Source organism: Staphylococcus durrellii, from assembly GCF_015594545.1.
In the GTDB taxonomy this organism is placed as follows: domain Bacteria; phylum Bacillota; class Bacilli; order Staphylococcales; family Staphylococcaceae; genus Staphylococcus; species Staphylococcus durrellii.
Genome location: NZ_JADIIO010000001.1, coordinates 1,506,956 through 1,524,366, shown reverse-complemented (window position 1 = coordinate 1,524,366; position 17,411 = coordinate 1,506,956). Strand labels below are relative to the sequence as shown.

Annotated in this window: 14 protein-coding genes and 2 pseudogenes; all 16 read left to right on the top strand. The window is 32.9% G+C overall.

Features of this window, described 5'->3' with window-relative positions; all coding sequences use genetic code 11:
• Window positions 1-299: 299 nt before the first annotated feature.
• Window positions 300-644 (top strand): 30S ribosome-binding factor RbfA, encoded by a 345-nt coding sequence (gene rbfA, locus ISP02_RS07380; protein ID WP_195720938.1) that lies wholly within the window; start codon window positions 300-302, stop codon window positions 642-644.
• 82 nt (window positions 645-726) lie between these two features.
• Window positions 727-1,644: a tRNA pseudouridine(55) synthase TruB gene (truB, locus tag ISP02_RS07375; RefSeq protein WP_195720937.1), complete on the top strand. Its 918-nt coding sequence runs from the start codon at window positions 727-729 to the stop codon at window positions 1,642-1,644.
• Between the two features lie 12 nt (window positions 1,645-1,656).
• The gene (locus ISP02_RS07370) at window positions 1,657-2,628 is read left to right on the top strand and encodes a bifunctional riboflavin kinase/FAD synthetase (protein WP_195720936.1); all 972 of its coding nucleotides are present in this window, start codon (window positions 1,657-1,659) and stop codon (window positions 2,626-2,628) included.
• 109 nt (window positions 2,629-2,737) lie between these two features.
• Window positions 2,738-3,007 carry a 30S ribosomal protein S15 gene (rpsO, locus tag ISP02_RS07365; RefSeq protein WP_195720935.1) on the top strand — a complete coding sequence of 90 codons (270 nt, stop codon included), beginning with the start codon at window positions 2,738-2,740 and terminating at the stop codon, window positions 3,005-3,007.
• Window positions 3,008-3,320: 313 nt separating this feature from the next.
• Window positions 3,321-5,420, top strand: coding sequence for a polyribonucleotide nucleotidyltransferase (pnp, locus tag ISP02_RS07360; RefSeq protein WP_195720934.1), 2,100 nt, complete (start codon window positions 3,321-3,323; stop codon window positions 5,418-5,420).
• 225 nt (window positions 5,421-5,645) lie between these two features.
• Window positions 5,646-7,319: a ribonuclease J2 gene (gene rnjB / locus ISP02_RS07355; protein ID WP_195720933.1), complete on the top strand. Its 1,674-nt coding sequence runs from the start codon at window positions 5,646-5,648 to the stop codon at window positions 7,317-7,319.
• A gap of 242 nt (window positions 7,320-7,561) precedes the next feature.
• Window positions 7,562-8,375: pseudogene (locus tag ISP02_RS13265) on the top strand (DNA translocase FtsK 4TM domain-containing protein); the annotation flags it as partial.
• A gap of 140 nt (window positions 8,376-8,515) precedes the next feature.
• A pseudogene (locus tag ISP02_RS13260) lies at window positions 8,516-9,967 on the top strand (DNA translocase FtsK); the annotation flags it as partial.
• 2 nt (window positions 9,968-9,969) lie between these two features.
• Complete coding sequence (locus ISP02_RS07345; protein ID WP_195720931.1) at window positions 9,970-10,683, top strand: GntR family transcriptional regulator; 714 nt, start codon at window positions 9,970-9,972, stop codon at window positions 10,681-10,683.
• Window positions 10,684-10,708: 25 nt separating this feature from the next.
• Entirely contained in the window at window positions 10,709-11,977 is a 1,269-nt protein-coding gene (yfmF, locus tag ISP02_RS07340; protein ID WP_235980497.1) for an EF-P 5-aminopentanol modification-associated protein YfmF, read from the top strand.
• Entirely contained in the window at window positions 11,977-13,263 is a 1,287-nt protein-coding gene (gene yfmH / locus ISP02_RS07335; protein ID WP_195720930.1) for an EF-P 5-aminopentanol modification-associated protein YfmH, read from the top strand. Before yfmF ends, yfmH begins: the two co-directional genes overlap by 1 nt.
• Window positions 13,264-13,265: 2 nt before the next feature.
• Entirely contained in the window at window positions 13,266-13,970 is a 705-nt protein-coding gene (gene ymfI, locus ISP02_RS07330) for an elongation factor P 5-aminopentanone reductase (RefSeq protein ID WP_195720929.1), read from the top strand.
• Between the two features lie 147 nt (window positions 13,971-14,117).
• Window positions 14,118-14,957, top strand: a complete 840-nt coding sequence (locus ISP02_RS07325; RefSeq protein ID WP_195720928.1) for a DUF3388 domain-containing protein — start codon at window positions 14,118-14,120, stop codon at window positions 14,955-14,957.
• A 30-nt stretch (window positions 14,958-14,987) separates the two neighbouring features.
• Window positions 14,988-15,383 carry a helix-turn-helix domain-containing protein gene (locus tag ISP02_RS07320; protein WP_195720927.1) on the top strand — a complete coding sequence of 132 codons (396 nt, stop codon included), beginning with the start codon at window positions 14,988-14,990 and terminating at the stop codon, window positions 15,381-15,383.
• A gap of 42 nt (window positions 15,384-15,425) precedes the next feature.
• Window positions 15,426-16,004 carry a CDP-diacylglycerol--glycerol-3-phosphate 3-phosphatidyltransferase gene (gene pgsA, locus ISP02_RS07315; protein WP_195720926.1) on the top strand — a complete coding sequence of 193 codons (579 nt, stop codon included), beginning with the start codon at window positions 15,426-15,428 and terminating at the stop codon, window positions 16,002-16,004.
• Between the two features lie 220 nt (window positions 16,005-16,224).
• Window positions 16,225-17,370: a CinA family nicotinamide mononucleotide deamidase-related protein gene (locus tag ISP02_RS07310; RefSeq protein ID WP_195720925.1), complete on the top strand. Its 1,146-nt coding sequence runs from the start codon at window positions 16,225-16,227 to the stop codon at window positions 17,368-17,370.
• The last annotated feature ends 41 nt before the right edge of the window (window positions 17,371-17,411 follow it).

The following is a 17,411-nucleotide window of genomic DNA, read 5'->3' as shown; positions in this document are numbered from 1 at the left end:
GTTGACTAGAGTATTATTATTTTAAAATTAATTTAAAAAGCAAAATAATTAAGTATCCGCTATTAGTTACATTTCAACAATGCAATCAATAAGGTATAATTATAATACAGTTAGGCATTTTATTAGCGCCGAACTATTAGCTTGAATTCCCAAATGATTTAATAAAAATTAAATAAACAATGTGTAATATTAAAGTTTAAATTTAATGGTGGTTGTAATGAAAGGTTTGACGATAATAATCTAACTGTCTTATAATTTGTTAGTAAGATAGCTCATAAACAATTGTGAGGTGAAAAAAGATGAACATGAGAGCAGAACGCGTAGGCGAACAAATGAAACAAGAAATTATGGATATTGTTAATAATAAAGTGAAAGATCCAAGAATTGGATTTTTAACAATTACAGATGTAGAACTTACAAATGATTTATCTATTGCTAAAGTATATTTAACGGTATTAGGAGAACAGAAGCAAATTGATGACACGTTTAAAGGTTTAGAAAAGGCTAAAGGTTTTATTAAAACTGAATTAGCTTCGCGTATGAGATTACGTATCGTACCTGAATTAAACTTTGAGTATGATGAATCAATCGATTATGGTAATAAAATCGAACGTATGATTCAAGATTTGCATAAAAAGGATTAAAGAGGAGCTGGAGCGTAAATCATTGATGGTTTAAGTTCCAGCTTTTTACAGCTTGAATAATTTAAAAAAGGACGTTTTCATTATGTATAATGGCATCTTACCAGTATATAAAACGAGAGGCATGACAAGTCATGATGTCGTGTTCAAATTAAGAAAAATCTTAGGTACAAAGAAAATTGGGCACACCGGGACACTTGATCCTGAAGTTGATGGGGTATTACCTATTTGCATTGGACCTGCTACTAAAGTCAGTGATTATATAATGGATATGGGTAAAACTTATCATGCCACAGTTTCTATAGGTACAAGCACTACGACTGAAGACCAAACTGGCGAAATAATAGCAACCCAACGAATAAGTGAAAGCGAGTTAAATAATGTGCAGATCGATAATGTAGTAGCATCATTTCAAGGTATCATCACTCAAATTCCACCGATGTATTCTTCAGTTAAAGTTAATGGTAAAAAACTTTACGAATATGCAAGAAACAATGAAACTGTCGAGCGTCCTGAGCGTCAAGTTAATATATATCAAATTGAACGAACTTCTGACGTGAGTTATGAAAATAACACATGTCAATTCAATTTAATGATAAAGTGTGGTAAAGGGACTTACATAAGAACTATAGCGACAGATATAGGTAAAGCGCTAGGATTGCCCGCACATATGTCTAAATTAACACGTACGAGTAGTGGTGGATTTCATATAAATGAAAGCTTATCATTGGAAGACATATCTCAATTGCATGAGCAAGAAGCATTACAAGAAAAATTATTTGCTATAGAATATGGATTGAAAGGTTTGCCATCTATATATATTGAAAACAATGATATAAAGAACAAAATCTTAAATGGACAAAAATTTAATATAAATGACTTTAACACATCTATATCTGGCAAAGTAATTATGATTGATGTACAGTCTGAAAAAATATTAGCGATATATGAACCTCATCCGACTAAAACTGATGAAATTAAGCCTAAGAGGGTTTTTAACTAAAGGAGTATATGTATGAAAGTTATAGAAGTTACACATCCAATTCAAGAAAATCAATTTATTAAAGAGCATGTAGCTATGGCTTTCGGTTTTTTTGATGGAATGCATAAAGGGCATGCAAAAGTATTCGATACCTTAATTCAAAAAGCTGAAGAAGATAATTTAAAAAAAGCGGTCATGACATTTGATCCACATCCTTCCGTTGTCTTAAACCCTGAACGTAAGAGAACAGACTATTTAACACCAATCGAAGATAAATTGGACATCATCGAACAATATGGCATTGATTATTGTATCGTTATTAATTTTTCTTCTAAATTTGCTGATGTTTCGGCTGAAGAATTTGTAAATGATTACATATTAAAAAATAATGTAGAGAAAATAATAGCGGGTTTTGACTTTACTTTTGGTAAGTATGGTAAAGGTAATATGATGACTTTAAGTGAATTAAAAGAATGTGAAACGACTATCGTAAGTAAGTTAGAAATCGAATCTGAAAAAATTTCTACGACTGAAATAAGACGCGCCTTAAAAGAAGGCGATTTAACTAAAGCAAATGATGAGTTAGGTTATCGTTATCAAATTAAAGGAACAGTTGTGCAAGGTGAAAAAAGAGGGAGGACTATTGGTTTCCCGACTGCCAATGTTCAGCCTAGTGGAGATTATGTATTACCGAAAAAAGGCGTTTATGCAGTGAGTATGAAAATTGGCGCAGAAGATAAGATTTATAGAGGCGTTGCAAATGTAGGCGTCAAACCTACATTTCATGATCCATCACAAGCGCAAGTTGTAATCGAAGTGAATTTATTTGATTTTAAAGAAGATATCTATGGTGAACGAGTAATCGTTTATTGGCATCATTTTTTGCGCCCTGAAGTTAAATTTGACGGTATTGACCCTTTAGTAGAACAAATGCATAAAGATAAAGAACAGGCCAAATATTTATTATCGGTTGATTTTGGTGACAATGTATCATATAATATTTAAGTCGAATGTATAAACTTTACATTTTAAACACCTTTACCTTGGCAAGTTGAATCTCCGACGCTTTGCTCGGATAAAGGAAACTTTTTAATTAAATAGGAGGAAATTGATTATGGCAATTTCACAAGAACGTAAAAACGAAATTATTCAAGAATACCGTACGCATGAAGCAGACACTGGTTCACCAGAAGTTCAAGTAGCTGTTTTAACTGCAGAAATTACTGCACTAAACACTCACTTACGTACGCACAAAAAAGACCACCATTCACGTCGTGGTTTATTAAAAATGGTAGGTCGTCGTAGACACTTACTTAACTATTTACGTGCTAAAGACATCCAACGTTACCGTGAATTAATTAAATCATTAGGTATCCGTCGTTAATCTTTAGACATTTATTTTTAGGCCGAGGCAAAATTATGTCTCGGCCTCGAATTTTTTATTGGTAGTAGCGATTAGTATAAAAAATGTACTTCAAGTATGATTTTTTAATACTAGTCAGCTTTGCCCGGGGTGGGACTACGTAATCTAATTTTAAATTAGATTTCTATCCCACTCCCTTTTTTATAGTTTAAGAAAATTATAACCAATATAAAACTAACAGAAATTTAACATTAAATAAGACAATTATACTAATATAAAATTACTTAAATAAATGATATGATAGAAATATTAGATATAGGAGAGGAGATTCATAATGTCTCAAGAGAAAAAAGTTTTTAAGACCGAATGGGCGAACCGTTCATTAACGATCGAGACTGGACAATTAGCTAAACAAGCTAATGGTGCTGCGCTTGTACGTTACGGGGATACGGTAGTACTTTCTACTGCTGTGGCTTCAAAAGAACCACGTGATGTGGACTTTTTCCCATTGATGGTTAACTTTGAAGAAAAAATGTACGCTGCCGGTAAAATCCCAGGTGGTTTTAAAAAACGCGAGGGTCGTCCAAGCGATGACGCTACTCTAACTGCTCGTTTAATAGATAGACCGATTCGACCACTATTTCCAAAAGGTTACAAGCATGATGTTCAAATTATGAATACGGTACTAAGTGCCGATCCAGATTGTTCACCTGAAATGGCAGCGATGATTGGTTCATCTGTTGCGCTTAGTGTGTCAGATATACCATTCCAAGGACCAATTGCCGGAGTGAATGTCGGTTTTGTAGATGGACAATATATTATTAATCCAACTGTAGAACAACGTGAAGTTTCTAGATTAGATTTAGAAGTTGCTGGGCATCGTGATGCAGTAAATATGGTTGAAGCTGGAGCAAGTGAAATTACAGAACAAGAAATGCTCGAAGCAATCTTTTTCGGGCACGAAGAAATTCAACGTTTAGTCGACTTCCAACAACAAATCATTGATCATTTGCAACCTGAAAAACAAGAATTCACACCGGTAGAACAAGATGAACAATTAGTAGACAAAGTAACGCGTTTAACTGAAGAGCAAGGCTTGAAAAAAGCTGTGTTAACTTTTGATAAACAACAACGTGACGATAATTTAGATGCTTTAAAAGATGCGGTAATTGAACAATTTGTCGATGAAGAAGATCCTGACAATGAAACACTGATTAAAGAAGTTAAAGGTATCTTAAATGATTTAGTTAAAGCAGAAGTAAGAAGACTTATTGCTGAAGAAAAAATTAGACCAGATGGCCGTAAAACTGATGAGATTCGACCATTAGCATCTGAAGTAGGTCTATTACCTAGAACACATGGTTCAGGTTTGTTTACGCGAGGACAAACTCAAGCGTTATCTGTAGTAACATTAGGTTCATTAAGTGAGTATCAAATTATTGATGGTTTAGGTGAAGAGCAAGAAAAACGCTTTATGCATCATTACAATTTTCCTAATTACTCAGTTGGGGAAACCGGCCCAGTTCGCTCTCCTGGTAGAAGAGAAATTGGACACGGTGCATTAGGTGAACGTGCATTAAAACAAATTATTCCAGATATTAAAGACTTCCCTTATACAGTTAGAATCGTAAGTGAAGTACTTGAATCTAACGGTTCTTCATCGCAAGCATCAATTTGTGGTTCAACATTAGCTTTAATGGATGCTGGTGTACCTATTAAAGCGCCAGTAGCTGGTATTGCAATGGGCTTAGTTACTAGAGATGACAGTTATACAATTTTAACTGACATTCAAGGTATGGAAGATGCTTTAGGTGATATGGACTTTAAAGTTGCAGGTACTTCAGAAGGTATTACAGCAATTCAAATGGACATCAAAATTGATGGCCTAACTAAAGAAATTATCGAAGAAGCATTAGAGCAAGCACGTGAAGGTAGAATGGCAATATTAAATCATATGCTTGAAACAATTGATGTGCCTCGAAACAATTTAAGTGCTTATGCGCCTAAAGTAGTAACGATGAACATTAAACCAGAAAAAATCAGAGACGTAATTGGACCTGGCGGTAAGAAAATTAATGAAATTATCGATGAGACTGGGGTTAAATTAGATATCGAACAAGACGGTACTATATTTATCGGAGCAGTTGATCAAAATGCTATTAATGAAGCTAAGTCAATTATTGAAGACATTACACGTGAAGCTGAAGTAGGGCAAATTTATGATGCAAAAGTAAAACGTATCGAAAAATATGGTGCTTTTGTTGAATTGTTCGCAGGTAAAGATGCATTAGTACACATATCTCAAATAGCTAACGAACGTATAAATAAAGTTGAAGATGTTCTTGCCATTGGTGATACATTAAAAGTAAAAGTGACCGAAATAGACAAACAAGGTCGTGTAAATGCATCTCATAAAGCGTTAGAAAATAAATAATAATCATTATCAATTTATGAAGCTAGTTTAACAATCATTTCACACAATAGGTTTAAAGGAAGTGTGTAATTGAATGAACTAGTTTCTTTTTGTTTATAAAGATGATTTACATACAAAAAATGAATGATATGTAAATTACTTTAATAGTGTACATAGAGCCTAAGATAACTTATAATATAGTATGAGATTATATATGGTCGGGGATTAAAATTAGGAGGTACAATTTTGAGTTTAATTAAGAAAAAAAATAAAAATATTCGCATAATCCCCCTTGGTGGAGTCGGAGAAATTGCGAAAAATATGTATATCGTTGAAGTTGACGATGAAATGTTTATGTTAGATGCCGGTTTAATGTTCCCAGAGGATGAAATGCTAGGTGTCGACATTGTTATACCAGATATTCAATACGTTATAGAAAATAAGCATAAATTAAAAGGCATCTTCTTATCACATGGGCATGAGCACGCAATTGGTGCTGTAACTTATGTATTAGAACAAGTAGACGCACCAGTTTATGGTTCTAAATTAACTATTGCATTAGTTAAAGAAAACATGAAATCACGTAATATTAATAAAAAGGTTAGATATTATACAGTGAACAATGAATCTGTTATGCGTTTCAAAGGCGTAAATGTAACGTTCTTTAGTACAGCGCATAGTATTCCAGATAGTTTAGGCGTTTGTATTCATACTTCATATGGTTCAATCGTTTATACAGGTGAGTTTAAGTTCGATCAAAGTCTACAAGGTCATTATGCGCCAGATTTAAAACATATGACAGAGATTGGTGCGGATGGTGTATTCGCGTTAATAAGTGATTCTACAGAGGCAGAAAAACCCGGCTACAATACGCCTGAAAATGTAATAGAATCCCATATGTATGATGCTTTTACAAAAGTTAAAGGTCGTTTGATTGTTTCTTGTTATGCCTCTAACTTTATTAGAATTCAACAAGTGTTGAACGTTGCAAGCAAATTAAATAGAAAAGTTTCATTCTTAGGTAGATCACTTGAAAGCTCATTTAGTATTGCTCGTAAAATGGGTTATTTTGATATTCCTAAAGACTTGCTAATTCCAATTAATGAAGTTGAAAATTATCCTAAAAATGAAGTCATTATTATTGCTACGGGCATGCAAGGTGAACCTATTGAAGCATTAAGTCAAATGGCTCAACAAAAACATAAGATAATGAATATACAAGAGGGCGATTCAGTTTTCTTAGCTATAACTGCGTCTGCTAATATGGAAGTTATTATTGGTGATACTTTAAATGAACTAGTGAGAGCAGGAGCGGAAGTGTTACCAAATAACAAAAAAATTCATGCATCAAGTCACGGTTGTATGGAAGAATTAAAAATGATGATTAACATTATGAAGCCAGAATATTTTATTCCTGTTAATGGTGAATTTAAAATGCAAATAGCCCATGCTAAATTAGCTAACGAAGCAGATGTACAACCTGAAAAGATCTTTTTAGTAGAAAAAGGCGACGTTGTTAATTATGACGGTGAAGAAATGATTCTAAATGAAAAAGTAAATTCAGGTAATGTGTTGATTGATGGTATTGGCGTAGGCGATGTTGGTAATATCGTTTTAAGAGATCGTCATTTGTTAGCAGAAGATGGCATATTTATTGCAGTAGTGACATTAGATCCAAAAAATAGACGTATTGCTGCCGGACCAGAAATTCAATCACGTGGATTTGTTTATGTACGTGAAAGTGAAGATCTCTTAAAAGAAGCAGAAGAAAAAGTGCGTGAAATTGTAGAGCAAGGTTTGTTAGAAAAACGAATCGAATGGTCTGAAATCAAACAAAATATGCGTGATCAAATAAGTAAGCTATTATTTGAAAGTACAAAACGTCGTCCAATGATAATTCCAGTGATTTCGGAAATCTAATATTAACACATAGTTAAAGAGGTTGAGACTTGAGCTTTATTCTTATAGCGCCAAGTTTCTACCTCTTTGTGTCATTATTAGCAATTTATAAAAATTTAAGTATAGTATAAAATCCATTTTTTAAATTACCCTTAGAACAAAGCATATTAAATATATACTTTCACATTAGCAAGGTTGTTTAAATGTAGGTTAGTGGATTAAACTATGCAATTACATAGAATTACTAAAAGAAGGTGTGAATTTTGCCACAAACGAAAAAAAGAACAACGGCTAAGAAAAAACCAACTAATACTAGAAAGAAGACAACAAGTCGCAAAAATAAACAAGGCGATAATGCTTTAAAATATATTTTTGCGGTCATTGCCATTATTTTGATTGTGTTAGGTGTTTTTCAATTAGGTATTGTCGGTGTCATGATAGATAGTTTTTTCAATTATTTATTTGGCATGAGTAGATATTTAACATATATTTTAATATTAATAGCAACTATATTTATCACTTTTTATAGAGGTGTTCCAAAAACAAGAAGGACTGTTGGTGCAATTGTATTACAAATAACTTTACTGTTGTTAACTCAGCTTGTATTTCATATTTCACATGCAAATCAATCTAAGCGAGAACCGGTGCTCTCATTCGTATATAAATCTTATGAACATTCACATTTTCCAAATTTTGGTGGAGGTTTAATAGGTTATTATTTAACAGAAATATTAACACCTCTTATATCTTTTGTCGGTGTCATCATTATTACGATGTTACTTATCATTTCCAGCATCGTATTGATTTTGAAACAACGTCATAGGGATGTAGCTAAAAGTTTCTTTGATAATGCTAAGGTTAAAAGCGAGTCTGCTTCTAACAAATTAAGTGAAAAGAGACAGCAAAATAAAGTAAAAAAAGAGGCTAAGGCTAGAGTTAGAGCACAGAAGAAAGCAGAGCAAGAAGCTGAAGCAAAAGATGTTAAAGATGTTAGTGATTTACCAGAAGTGACAGAAGGAGAGCAATCAGCTATTCCAATTTATGGTCACAATGAGGCTCAAGACAAATCTAAAAATGATGTACAACAAGCTGAAAATGGTACGAATTTAGATCATCAAGCAACTACATCATCAACTAATAACTTGCGTAAAGATCTTCAGAACAATAAAGATATTGAAGACAATCCTGATTCAGAAACATTACCAGATTATGATAATTCGGGTTCGATATCAGATGCAGGAGAAGTAGAGAATGAAGCATATAAGATACCACCATTAACGTTGCTTAAGCAACCAGCTAAAAAACAATCAACATCTAAAACTGAAGTTCAAAAAAAAGGACGTCTACTAGAGACAACATTAAAAAACTTTGGTGTAAATGCAAGAGTTACCCAAATTAAAATCGGTCCAGCTGTTACGCAATACGAAATTCAACCTGCTCAAGGCGTAAAGGTAAGTAAAATAGTTAACTTAAACAATGATTTAGCATTAGCACTTGCAGCGAAAGACATTAGAATCGAGGCTCCTATTCCTGGACGTTCTGCAGTTGGGATTGAAGTACCTAACGATAAAATATCACTTGTGGCATTAAAAGAAGTACTAGACGAAAAGTTTCCTGCTGAAAATAAATTAGAAGTAGGTTTAGGTAGAGACATATCTGGAGACCCTATTACAGTTGAATTAAATAAAATGCCTCATTTATTAGTAGCTGGTTCAACAGGTAGTGGTAAATCTGTTTGCATTAATGGCATAATTACGAGTATTTTATTAAATGCGAAACCACATGAAGTGAAATTAATGTTAATTGATCCCAAAATGGTCGAACTAAATGTTTATAATGGGATACCGCATTTATTAACGCCTGTTGTTACCAATCCTCATAAAGCTGCGCAAGCACTAGAAAAAGTAGTAGCCGAGATGGAACGCCGTTATGATTTATTCCAACATTCTTCCACAAAAAATATTGAAGGCTATAATCAATATATTCGTAGACAAAACGAAGAACTCGATGAAAAACAGGCCGAATTACCATATATAGTTGCAATCGTAGATGAGTTAGCGGATTTAATGATGGTCGCAGGTAAAGATGTTGAAAATGCGATTCAACGTATAACTCAAATGGCACGTGCTGCTGGAATACATTTAATCATTGCTACACAACGACCTTCTGTAGATGTTATTACGGGAATTATTAAAAACAACATACCTTCAAGAATAGCGTTTGCCGTAAGTTCTCAAACTGATTCAAGAACGATTATAGACAGTGGTGGCGCAGATAAGCTATTGGGTAAAGGCGATATGTTATATGTAGCCAATGGCGGATCAATACGTACACGTGTACAAGGCGCATTTTTAAGTGAACAAGAAGTACAAGACGTTGTTAATTATGTAGTAGATCAACAAAAAGCGAACTATGTTAAAGAGATGGAACCGGATGAGCCAGTAGAAAAATCTGAAATGAAAAGTGAAGATCCACTTTATGATGAAGCATACCTATTTGTTATCGAACAACAAAAGGCGAGTACATCATTATTACAACGTCAATTTAGAATAGGTTATAATAGAGCTTCAAGATTAATGGATGATTTAGAAAGCAACCAGGTAATCGGACCACAAAAAGGGAGCAAGCCAAGACAAATACTAGTTGATTTAAATAGCGATGAGGTGTAAATATGGAATTAACTTCAGTTTATAGAGTTAAAGAGTGGATTTTAAATCAAATTAAAGCTGGTAAATTAAATAACGGTGACAAATTACCGAGTTATTTAAGTATTGCTAGGGACTTAAAAGTTAAAACTGATGACGTTTATGATGGTGTAGATGAATTAATAACGGAACAAATTTTAACAAATAATTTAGAGGAAGGTGTTAGTGTTAAACCACTACATCCTTTCCTTTATCCTTTAGGGGAGTTAGTTAGTATCAGCAAGATGATAGAAGAACAGGGATACAGTGCAGGCACCGAATTTATTAGTTTGGATGAAAAACCTGCCACTTCATTAGATGCGTTTACTTTAGGGATAGAAGACAAAACACTTGTGACAATAATTGAACGTATTCGTACGGCAGATCAGTTTCCAGTTGTTTATTGTTTAGATAAAATCCCGAATGATGATTTAACGTGTTTCCAATATCAAGAAAATAGACAATCTATTTTAAAAGCTATTGAACAAAATTCTAACAAAGAAATCTGGTATGCTGAAACCGAAGTTGAGGCCATAAGTTATGAACCACACATATCTGATTTATTAAACGCTTCACCCCATGAGGGTCTTATGCTCTTGAAATTAGTTCATTATGATCAACATGACAAACCTATATTTTATTCATTTAATTACTTTAAAAGTAGTTTAGTGAAGTTTAAAACGGTAAGAAATAGACTATAACCTAAAATGAAAGTGGGGAAAATTATTGAAAAACATAAAACCACAAGACAATTTTCATGTAAGCGTATTACCAACAACTAAATTTAAAACGACGATGATAACATTGAAGTTTATGGCTCCATTAGACAGTAGGACGATAACTTCTAGATCCTTGTTAAGTAAAATGCTTATGAGGGCCACCAAAAATTATCCAACTGATAAAGATTTAAACAGAAGGTTATCACAACTTTATGGTGCTTATGTAAATAGTTATGTTTCAAAATTTAAAGATAAACACGTTATTACAATATCTTTAGAATTAGTGAATGAAAAATATTTAAAAGATACTACGCCTTTATTTGAACAAGGTATGGAATTATTAAAAGAAATTATTTGGAATCCACTAATAACTAATGGATTATTTGATGAAACACTACTAACTCAAGAAAAAGCATTATTAACAAAAAAATTAGAAGGTATCGAAGATAACAAGTCGCAATTAGCCTTTTTAAAATTACTACAACACATGTTTGGTGATCAGTCTTATAGCCAGCTTTCTACGGGCCAAGTAGATAAAATAGAACATATTACGAATGAATCTTTATATAATACATATCAATCTATGATTGAAAACGACTATTGCGCAGTTTATGTTGTTGGAAATGTAGATGAATCCGGAGTTACTTCTAACATAAATAAATACTTTAAATTAAAACCATTTGAGTTTGAATCCTTTAATGATGTTCAAGTGAAGCCTAAAAACCATTTGCCCAATATAGTGGTTGAATATGATGAAATTGATCAAGCCAAATTAAATATGGGCTTTAAATTCCCATGCCGATTTGGAGATAAGGATTATTTTACATTTGTGGTGTTGAACATGATGTTTGGTGGCGATCCATCATCGGTATTATTCAATGAAGTACGAGAAAAGCAAAGTTTAGCATATTCCATACATTCCCAAATCGATAGTAAAAATGGTTATATGTTTGTCTTGAGTGGTGTATCTTCTGATAAATATGAAATTGCAAAAGATACAATTATTCAAGAGTTTGAAAACTTCCAACAAGGTAATTTTAGTGATGACAAAATAGACTTAGCGAAAAAAGTGATTATTTCACAACGTAGAGAAGCGGAAGATAGACCTAAAAGTATTATTGAACGTTTAAATAATAATTTGTTACTCCAGTCTGATTTGACTGAGTCTGCATACATAGAAGGTATTATGAATGTTTCTCGTGACCAGATTATCGCTTTAGCCAAAGAAACTGTCTTAGATACGATTTACATTTTGACTAAGGGAGGAGAAGCATAATGCAGGAACAATATTACGAACAAATAGATGAATATGTTTATAAAGAAACATTAGATAATGGTTTAGACGTCTTTATCATCCCTAAAAAAGGTTTTCAAAAAACATTTGTTACTTATACGACTCAATTTGGTTCGTTGGATAGTAAATTCAAACCTTATAATCAAGACGCATACATCACAGTTCCTGATGGTGTTGCCCATTTTTTAGAACATAAATTATTCGAAAACGAAGAAGATGACTTGTTTACCGCTTTCGCTGAGGACAACGCGCAAGTTAATGCATTTACGAGTTTTGATCGCACGAGTTATTTGTTTAGTGCGACTGACCAAGTCGAAAGAAATATAAAGCGATTATTAACTATGGTTGAGACACCATATTTTACGAAAGAAACGGTAGATAAAGAAAAAGGAATTATTGCAGAAGAAATTAAAATGTATCAAGAACAGCCAGGCTATAAAATAATGTTCAATACATTGAGGGCAATGTATGAAACACATCCAATTAAAGTAGATATTGCTGGTACCGTCGACAGTATATATGACATTACTAAAGATGATTTATATTTATGTTATGAAACGTTCTATCATCCATCTAATATGGTGCTATTCGTTGTGGGTGATGTTGAACCACAGCAAATTCTAAATATAGTCACTGAACATGAAGACAAAAGAGATAAAGTAGCACAGCCAGAAATTCAAAGAGACCCATTAGTTGAAAAAGAAGAAGTTAATCAAAAATTCGTCTCTGAGAAAATGAAATTACAATCTCCAAGGTTAATGTTGGGCTTTAAAAATAAACCATTAACGAACGCATCAGCTGATCAATTTATAAGAAAAGATTTAGAAATGACATTATTTTTTGAGCTCGTATTTGGAGAAGAAACTGACTTTTATCAGTCTTTACTTAATAGTGAACTGATAGATGATACTTTTGGTTATCAATTTATACTTGAACCAACGTACAGTTTTTCAATTATTTCAAGTGCAACACAGCAACCTGATGAATTAAAAAATTTATTACTAGCAGAACTAGAAAAAGCGCAAGGTAAATTAGCTGATAAAGAAGCCTTTGAGTTGCTAAAAAAACAATTTATAGGTGAATTTATTTCTGGGTTAAACTCTCCTGAATATATCGCAAATCAATATACGAAATTACATTTTGAAGGCGTAAGCCTATTTGATATGTTAGAAATAGTAGAAGATATAACTTTAGAAAGTGTTAATGAAACAGCTTTACAGTGTCTAAATTTAGAGCAAATGGTAGATAGCCGTTTGGAGATGAAATAAATATGAAAGCCTTAGTTATAGGTGGATCTGGTTCAATAGGTACAGCAATCGTTAATCGTTTATTAGTAGATGGTTATGAGGTTATAGGGCATTATAATTCAGCAGATTCAGCTTTGTTAACAGAGCAATTTAAAAATGAAGCTGTGCAATTTATTCAATGTGATTTAACAGCAACCACAGATTATGATAAAATTTTTGGCTTTATACAAAATTTAGACTGTTTAATCTATTCAGCTGGCAACGCACTTTATGGTCAAATTCAAGATGTGAGTGATAGCCAAATTGATGAATCGTATCAACTTCATTTGCGTGAATTCATACGACTGACGCAATATTTTGTAAATCAATTACGCCGCAGTGAAAATGGAAGAATTATCGTCATTTCATCTATATGGGGTGAAACGGGTGCAAGTTTAGAGTCAATTTACTCAGCTATGAAAAGTGCACAAATTGGTTTTGTTAAAGCGTTAAGCAAGGAATTAGCATTAACGTCAATCACAGTAAATGCAATTACTCCTGGCATAGTTCGTGGCCATATGTCAGACATATGGAGTGATGAAGAGTTAAGCGAAATACTAGATGAATTGCCACAGCAGCGTTTAGTTGAGCCAGAAGAAATTGCACATACGTGTGCATACTTATGCCATCCTCTTGCTCAAAGTGTAACTGGAACAATCCAAAAGATTAATGGGGCATGGTATTTATAGTAGCTAGGTAATAATTTGTTCCACGAATTTAATATTCAGTGTTATAATGTCCATATAATTAAATGCAAACGATAACAAATAGAATTTAAAATACGTTTGTACTATTGTTTAAAGTTGTCACTGCTCGAAAACTAAGGGGTGTAAAACATGACAGTTACTACAAAAAAAGAATGGTATTTAGAATACGAAATCACGATGAATCGCGCAGGTTTGTTAGGTGATATTTCTAGTCTCCTAGGTATGATGGGTATCAGTATTGTTACAATTAATGGCGTTGAACAAGCACGTAGAGGTTTACTTATTAAATCAGATAACTTAGAAAAGGTAAGTCGATTTGAAGGTATAGTTAGCGAGATAGATGATATTTCAATTACTAAATTAAGAAAGCCTGAACTGCGTGACCGATTAGCCGTTAGACATGGTCGTTACATAGAACAAGATGCTGATGATAAAAAGACTTTTCGCTTTGAACGTGAAGATTTAGGGTTACTAGTTGATTTTATGGCTGAACTTTTCAAAGAGGATGGTCATAAATTAATCGGTATTAGAGGAATGCCACGTGTTGGTAAAACAGAATCAATCGTAGCTGGTAGTGTATGTGCACATAAACGTTGGTTATTTATTAGTTCGACACTTATTAAACAAACAGTACGTAGTTCATTGATTAAAGGTGAATATGATTCTGATCACGTTTATATTATTGATGGTGCAGTTACTTCTAGAGAGGCGGATTCAAAACACCAAGATTTAGTTAAAGAAGTTATGAATTTACCAGCGATTAAAGTCGTTGAGCATCCAGACTTATTTGTCGAAACAAGTGATTACGAAATGAATGATTTTGATTATATAATTGAGTTGAGAGAAAATAAAAACCAAGAAATTCACTATGAAGAAATGAAGAAAAATACTGTTAAAAGAAAAAATAATTTAGATTTTGGAGAAAACGGATTTGGTGATTTCGGTGATGGTTTTGGTTTCTTTCAATAATATCGTTGTTAAGTAAGGAGAAATCTTGCCGTGAATACTATTGGTCAAACATTGAAGGGACGTCGTGAACGTCTAGGCATGACGCTAAACGAATTAGAAGGCAAAACACATATTAAACGTGAGACTTTAAAGTTAATCGAAAATAATGATTTTAATGGTTTGAAAAAAGTTGATTACGCTGAAGGATTTATAATTAAATATGCCAAAGCAGTTAATATAGACCCAGAGCAATTGATTGAGTCACATAGAGAGGAAATACCTAATCGAAGAGACAGTGACATCAATGAGGCAATTCACGCTTTTTCAAGTGGTGAAGCACCATCTTATAGAAGAGCAGACAAAGAACCACTTCAATTAGCAGTAGTCATTAGTGCCGTTATTCTTATTACGATAGTATTATGGATTTTAGCGGTAATCATATTATAAAAAGTTACTGATATAAGATATAAATAGAAAAGAGGATTTTATATGAATATACCGAATTGGATAACGGTTTTTAGGGTTATACTAATTCCAGTATTTTTAATTTTTGCTTTGGTAAATTTTGGATTTGGAACAGTTTCATTTATAGGCGGTTACAATGTAAGAATTGAATTACTTATTAGTGGTGTCATTTTTATAGTAGCATCATTAAGTGATTTCGCAGACGGGTACTTAGCAAGGAAATGGCAATTAGTCACTAACATGGGCAAATTTTTAGATCCATTAGCTGATAAATTATTAGTATCTGCTGCCCTTATTGCCTTGGTACAAATAGATTTAACCAATTCTGTTGTTGCAATCATTATTATAGCTAGAGAATTTGCAGTTACGGGTTTACGCCTATTACAAATTGAACAAGGTTTTGTAAGTGCTGCAGGGCAACTTGGGAAAATTAAAACGGCCGTAACTATGATTGCTTTAATTTGGATATTACTAGGTGATCCTCTAGCAACGTGGATTGGTTTCCCAATTGGTCAAGTATTATTGTACATAGGGGTATTCTTTACTATCCTATCTGGTATTGAATATTTTTATAAAGGTAGAGACGTATTTAAAGCAAAATAATTATATATTTAGAAGAGAGATGGCAGAAATTATAATGGTTTCTGTCATCTTAACTTTTGAATTGAGTAAGTAAGGTTAAGATATAATAAAGTCGTGTAGTTTAGAAATAGTATACTTGGCTATTTCAATTTTATTCTTAGATTTTTAAGGAAATTTCGTTTTATAATGAGTGGTATAATCAATACTGGAATTATATACATATTAAAGGAGGTCAAATATTGTGAAAATTTCAATTATTGCAGTGGGTTCAGAGTTATTATTAGGCCAAATTGCCAATACAAATGGACAATATTTATCAAAAATACTGAACGGTATTGGTCACAGTGTGCTGGAACATGTCGTAGTCGGAGACAATCCAGAACGGTTAGAACGTGTGGTGGCTAATGCACTAAATAATAATGATACAGTAATTTTAACCGGTGGTTTAGGGCCGACTAAAGATGATTTGACTAAGCACACAGTGGCAAACGTTCTTGGAAGATCATTAGTTACTGATCAACAAGCTTTAACATATATAGAAGATTACTTTAAACAACAAGATCAAAAAATGACGCCCAATAATAAACAACAAGCATTAGTCATAGAAGGATCACACGTATTAGAGAACAAAGTTGGTATGGCACCAGGTATGCTTGTTGAAGTGGAAGGTAAACGTATAGCTTTACTTCCTGGACCTCCTAAGGAAATGCAACCAATGGCTAAAAATGAATTATTACCTTATTTATTAGAAGGGGAACAGGTTATTTTCTCAGAATTATTAAGATTTGCTGGGATTGGTGAATCTCGTGTAGAAACAGAACTTATAGATTTAATTGATAATCAATCCAATCCAACAATTGCGCCTCTTGCTGGTACACATGAAGTGAATATTCGCTTAACTGCAAATGGGAAAACAACAAGTGAATGTCACAAGTTAATAGCGCCTATAAAACAAGAAATATTAGCGAGAATTGGTAGTTATTATTATGGTTCTGATGATATAAAGCTAGAACAAGCCGTAATGAACAAGGTAACCAAATCTTTTGCGTTATATGATGGCGTAACGGATGGAAAGTTGTATAGTAGACTTCAAGATTATAATGATGCTGAAATGCTGAAAGGTATGTTACCGCATTCCTCCAAATTTATAGCGGAAAGTAAAACAATTCAGGATCAGTTATCATTAGGAGCAACTATAGTGAAAAATTTATATGAAGTAGATATAGGTATAGCGTTATTGTACAATGACAATAAAGTTTATTTGGGCATATTGTCAGACGGCGAATTAAACATACAGTCATTTAATATTTCACAAACAAGAAATTTAATTAAAAATAGAACACCAAATTATGCACTCATAAGATTATTAAATTTTGTTAATCATTAAAAAGTAGCTCAAAATTGCAATTATAGAGTACGCATGTTCGA